This window comes from Desulforhopalus singaporensis (assembly GCF_900104445.1).
Classification (GTDB): domain Bacteria; phylum Desulfobacterota; class Desulfobulbia; order Desulfobulbales; family Desulfocapsaceae; genus Desulforhopalus_A; species Desulforhopalus_A singaporensis.
This window is the reverse complement of record NZ_FNJI01000036.1, coordinates 38,602-43,211: the sequence shown is the minus strand read 5'-3', so window position 1 is coordinate 43,211 and position 4,610 is coordinate 38,602. Positions and strand designations below refer to the sequence as shown.

The window sequence follows — 4,610 nt, the reverse complement described above, 5'->3', positions numbered from 1 at the left end:
CTCAAAATGTCGTATACGTATGCAGCGTGGTCCAGGATCGCGTCGGAGGTTTTTTCGTCGTATGAGGACTGGATGCGCTCTGCATTGGCGTGCCGCCACTTATCAATTTCGATTGGAGTCTTCAGTTTGTCGATCTTGGCAGTTTCCTTCTTGACCGCATCGTTATCAGCCGGCTGATCACCCTTGGCAGCAGCCGCAGTCAATTCTGCGTGATGTTCCTCGGCGAACGCACGAACCTCGGCCTTGTCGTCATCGTGCTCGAGTTCACGATTAATGACTTCATCGGCCCCAGACATCCAGAGTTCCATGGTTTTCAGATCGGATATCTCAGCTATTCCGTTAATAAGGTTCTTTACATTTGCCGGCAGGCGAAGTTTGATTTTCTTTTCAGGAGCCGGCGCCGGTTCCTGTTTTGTTTCCGGCTCTTTTTTTACCTTAGGCGCAGGTTTCGTTTTTTCGGGTTCAGGTTTTGCTTCTTCCTGCTTTTTGGCGTTGGAGAATCTGCTGTTCAGATCGTTAGCAACGTTTTTTGCTGGCTGTTGCTCCTGGCGTTCATCCGGTATATCTCGCAGTTCTTCAACAGACCGCATCCCCATAAGGAGCTCAGGGGCATACATCCGGCCAAAAAAGGTAGCTGCCCGGTACCGGAGCATGAGTTCAGGCATCGTCTGCCATTTAGACTTTGGCTTACCAAACCATCCTTCTTTTTTTGCAATAGATATAGATACCGCTGGGCCATCGAGTCTATCTCCGGTAGCAAGTTCTTTTGCCCATGCAACGCACGTTCGCTCGTCACCATCGCCGGTAAACTCGAAACGCAGTGGGGAATACCGACCGCAACTGTTGATCATCGCAATGATGAAAGTGGCCGAATAACCAGGCTTTCCATGGACTATATAAGTGTTCTGCAAAACGGCCATGGGGCTTGCGCCTATTCGCATTGCAAGTTCAAGGGCAACGATACAATCAGCGAGTTTGCCGTTTCTATAATCATCAACGTACAGCTTGATTTGCGCCTCTTCCGTAATCCCATTTTCTTCAAGATCCTTGCGGATCGCTTTGATTTCTTCCCTGTCTATCCTGAACGCCTGTGGCACGAGTTTGCTCATAGCCAAGGTTTTAGCCATCCTCTGGCTGTTCTCGAATGCTGTGACATCAAGGAACAATGAATTTTGCGGTACCGATTGTTGCTGAATTACTACTGGCATATTTTCAGTCATGACTTTTCTCCTTAATTATAAATTTCCGGTTGATTTCCTATCCTGTTGGCAGCCCAGTAGGGCAGGGCGATAGGAACAATCTTGTCGTTGTTGTACCCGGGCCACTGATTTTCACGCTTCAGCCTTGCATAAAGATCAAGGTTCTGCTGATATTCGGCCCTGCCCATATCGATCATTTCAGGATCCGCGAAGTAGACCGCGACCTGATACGGTTCTGATTTTTCAACGACGATGAAGAGGAAGTTATTAAAACGGTCATGGCCGAGATCTTTTCGGAATGCCGCGTTTGCCATATCAAGATAAAGCCCGGCCTGGACGTAGTAACGGAAGTTGAAGCAGGACCGAGAAAAATCCTCTGGTCCGGCCTTATCGGTGGTTTTCAGATCGACAATCAGGTCCTGGTGCATCCAGTCAGGACGAACCTTGACCAGTTCTCCTGAAAATTCTTCCAGATGATAAATAGAGGTTTCTGCCTCACCTTCCTCGAGGATTGCTGCGGCAAGAGGGTGATTTCTGACAGCTCCGGCAATGGCAGAGATCTGTTCGTTATCTTCGGCGGTAAGTACCGTTTTCCCCTCACTCTCTTCAAGAAAGGCAGCATAAGCCGCTTTACCTTCTTTCGTGCGCCTGTTTACTTGCGGTGCTACTGCATATTCCTTGGTAAACAGTTCAGGCTCAAACACCGCTGTATGGGTAGCAGAACCGATGATCATAGGTTTGGTAGGCTCCGGCCGGTTGCCGTCGATATACCGGTTTTTATAGAGCGCCGGACACTTAGCTATAAGATCAAGGCCGGATTTACTTATCCCTACACTTGAATGATAGGTGTTGTTGTCTATATCTCTGTATATTCCTGGTTCGATTTGTTTCATTTTGTATCCCTCCCCCTACAAGTTTTCCATTTCAATGCAAAGCTGCGCATACCTGACCAGTACCGGTGTAGATTCACTGCGCCACCCCTCGAGCTCTTCTTTTGCCTGTTTCAACAATCGCTTGCCAATTTCCCGGGAATGAGAGTATTCGCTGTCGGCCGGGAAAAGCATCTCGATGTGTTTTATTGCTTCTTCACGAGTCATGGTTCCCCCCTCCCCTACCAGCCGTATTCAGCAAGTTGATACAGAAAGGCGTACACACACCCAAGGGTCACGACTATCCAAACCGCTGTTTCAAAAAACACCTTCAATGCTCCTGTAAAAAACGTTTCCGATCTGAGGTGATTGAGAGTGGACCGGCACACCCTTTTTGCCGTGTGTGCTGCAGCTCGACAGCCATTCGACAACATGCCTGAACGAAAAACATGTCGAGGAGGAGTAGGCCTCTGGCTACACACATCAGGGATCACCACTGCCCCTGGTTGTCGATATGTTGCAAAAATAAATCTTTGCTGAACCAGAATGATCTTCAACAGCGCCCTGATCAGGTGGTAATTCACCTTGCCATTACACTGATCCAGGATTATATTTCGTGTTGTCTTTTGAACATTCCCGTTGTCTCGGGGACCGAGCTCATTGATTGCCGTCAATGGGCTCTTTTCTTTTGGTATTACTGTCAGGGCGTTTTCCATATTCATCTCCTTTTAGTTTTTTGATATTTTCTCTTTACGAGTCTTTTTTTGTTGCTGCCTTCCAGCTCCTACTTTTCGTTCCTTCAATTTTTTCGGCGAAAACTCAAACTCAACATGGCGTGTCGGCTGGTATTCATTCACGCCAGATGCTACCTCAAGCTCTTCTGCCTGGAGAATAAGCTCCTTTGCCATTCTCCTGAGTTTATCGGCGGTTATGGCCGCTTGGGGAAGTGGTTTCATTGTTGTCCTCGTTCCTGTTCGACCTTGATGGTGGTTCTACGGATCTCGTCTATTGCCTCTTGCTCACAGGCTTTTATCTTTTCGATTTGACAATCGTCTTTAATCGCTTGATGGTACGCGTTGAGAGCCGGGTAATCTGCGAGCATCTCCTTTTCCACTGTTGATAAAATCCGTTTCGGTGAAGGAATTTTCAGATCTGGCTCAAGTGTTGTTTCCAGGTATCGTATTGCTGACCTCACCACATACCCGTAACCGGCAGCAACAAGTCGGCTGAAAAAGTCATGAGTCATTTCGAGCGGATTGCGGCAGCGCTTAGTCGTATATGTAGGGTCCTGCGCCCAGTCGTAACCTGATCGTGAATACTTTGACGCCTTGTTACCAAAACAGGCAGATATGATCTTTGGGCCAAATGCCTTCAGAGCTATGTGAAATATCTGCCAGGGTTGCAAATTGGGTTCGTTCATTGACATTTCTCTTTCTCTTTCCCTGCTTAGAGTTGCTGGTATGAAAACGACTTTTCCAGATTACATACAAAAGATGTTAGGACCAGTGTGTCGTAAACAGTTACTGATACACCTCTTCCTTTGTTGCAAATCCTTGATCAATAAGGGCCTGCTTGATCTTTTTTGCTTTACCGGCATTCCACGAGCCTCGTTTGCCGGAAATAACAACCTGGACATACCTGTGGTTAAATCCGTTCAGTTCAGACCATTTTCTCATTGTCAGGTTTTTGTCCCACATTCTTCGGCAGATAGAATTCATTGCGTGCCCCTTATTGCTTTTGTGTTGCTTTGTGTTGTATTATTGTTTGCGTCTGTTGTTTAATTATATATCCAGAACGCAAACATATGTCAACTTCAAAAACAAACAAATGTCAATTTTATGAAATTCAATGAAAGATTATCTGCTCTTCTAGAGGCAAAATGTTGGAGTAATGCGGATTTGGTGAATTATGCTAAGGTTGACAAGTCTTCTGTTAGCTTATGGATAAATGGAAAGCGCAAACCAAGAGCAAACACTATTAGGAAAATTGCAGCAGCAGCAGGATGTAACAAAGAATGGTTGCTTACAGGTAATGGGTCAATGTTTGGAGTATCGCTTGATATTGATGATGCCTCTCAAAGACAAATAGTTGCCGATTCAAACGTAGAACCGGCCCCACTACCACATCACCCGCAAAAGCAGATACCTGTCATATCCTGGGTGCAGGCCGGATCTTGGCAGGAAGTGCAAGACCCGTTTCAACCCGGAGACTCAGATGAGTGGATTATCACCGTTGAAACAAACCATCCTCACGCGTTTGCGCTCAAAATCCGTGGTGACTCCATGACGCCAGAATTTTCCGAGGGTGACATAGTAACTGTTGATCCAGGCGTTGAAGCGATCAACGGAAAGTATGTGATCGTGAAGAATGGTAGTGAAGAGGCTACGTTCAAGCAACTGATAATCGACGGAGGCAACGTTTACCTCAAACCGTTAAATGAGCGCTATCCAGTGATCGATATGACTGGGAAAGAACTGCATATTGTTGGCGTGGTTGTGGAGAAGAGGAAGAAATATTAAGGTCGTCTGGCTAGGGTATGGGG

7 protein-coding genes are annotated in these 4,610 nt (G+C 46.6%); 1 reads left to right on the top strand and 6 read right to left on the bottom strand.

Annotated elements, in window-relative coordinates; genetic code table 11:
• The 6 genes from BLQ17_RS18695 to BLQ17_RS18665 all read right to left on the bottom strand — a co-directional run.
• Nucleotides 1–1,220, bottom strand: a 1,220-nt coding sequence (locus BLQ17_RS18695) for a recombinase family protein (protein WP_092225647.1), incomplete at its 3' end; no start/stop codon positions are given.
• An 11-nt stretch (nucleotides 1,221–1,231) separates the two neighbouring features.
• Nucleotides 1,232–2,092, bottom strand: a complete 861-nt coding sequence (locus BLQ17_RS18690; RefSeq protein ID WP_092225645.1) for a PD-(D/E)XK nuclease-like domain-containing protein — start codon at nucleotides 2,090–2,092, stop codon at nucleotides 1,232–1,234.
• A 15-nt stretch (nucleotides 2,093–2,107) separates the two neighbouring features.
• Nucleotides 2,108–2,296, bottom strand: coding sequence for a hypothetical protein (locus BLQ17_RS18685; protein WP_092225643.1), 189 nt, complete (start codon nucleotides 2,294–2,296; stop codon nucleotides 2,108–2,110).
• Nucleotides 2,297–2,796: 500 nt separating this feature from the next.
• Nucleotides 2,797–3,024, bottom strand: a complete 228-nt coding sequence (locus BLQ17_RS18675) for a hypothetical protein (RefSeq protein WP_092225640.1) — start codon at nucleotides 3,022–3,024, stop codon at nucleotides 2,797–2,799.
• Nucleotides 3,021–3,488 (bottom strand): hypothetical protein, encoded by a 468-nt coding sequence (locus tag BLQ17_RS18670; RefSeq protein ID WP_092225638.1) that lies wholly within the window; start codon nucleotides 3,486–3,488, stop codon nucleotides 3,021–3,023. Before BLQ17_RS18670 ends, BLQ17_RS18675 begins: the two co-directional genes overlap by 4 nt.
• Nucleotides 3,489–3,588: 100 nt before the next feature.
• On the bottom strand, nucleotides 3,589–3,786 hold the full coding sequence (locus BLQ17_RS18665) for a hypothetical protein (RefSeq protein ID WP_092225636.1): 198 nt from the start codon (nucleotides 3,784–3,786) through the stop codon (nucleotides 3,589–3,591).
• Between the two features lie 120 nt (nucleotides 3,787–3,906).
• Between BLQ17_RS18665 and BLQ17_RS18660 the strand changes: the two genes are divergently transcribed.
• Nucleotides 3,907–4,587: a LexA family protein gene (locus BLQ17_RS18660; protein WP_092225634.1), complete on the top strand. Its 681-nt coding sequence runs from the start codon at nucleotides 3,907–3,909 to the stop codon at nucleotides 4,585–4,587.
• Nucleotides 4,588–4,610: the final 23 nt, after the last annotated feature.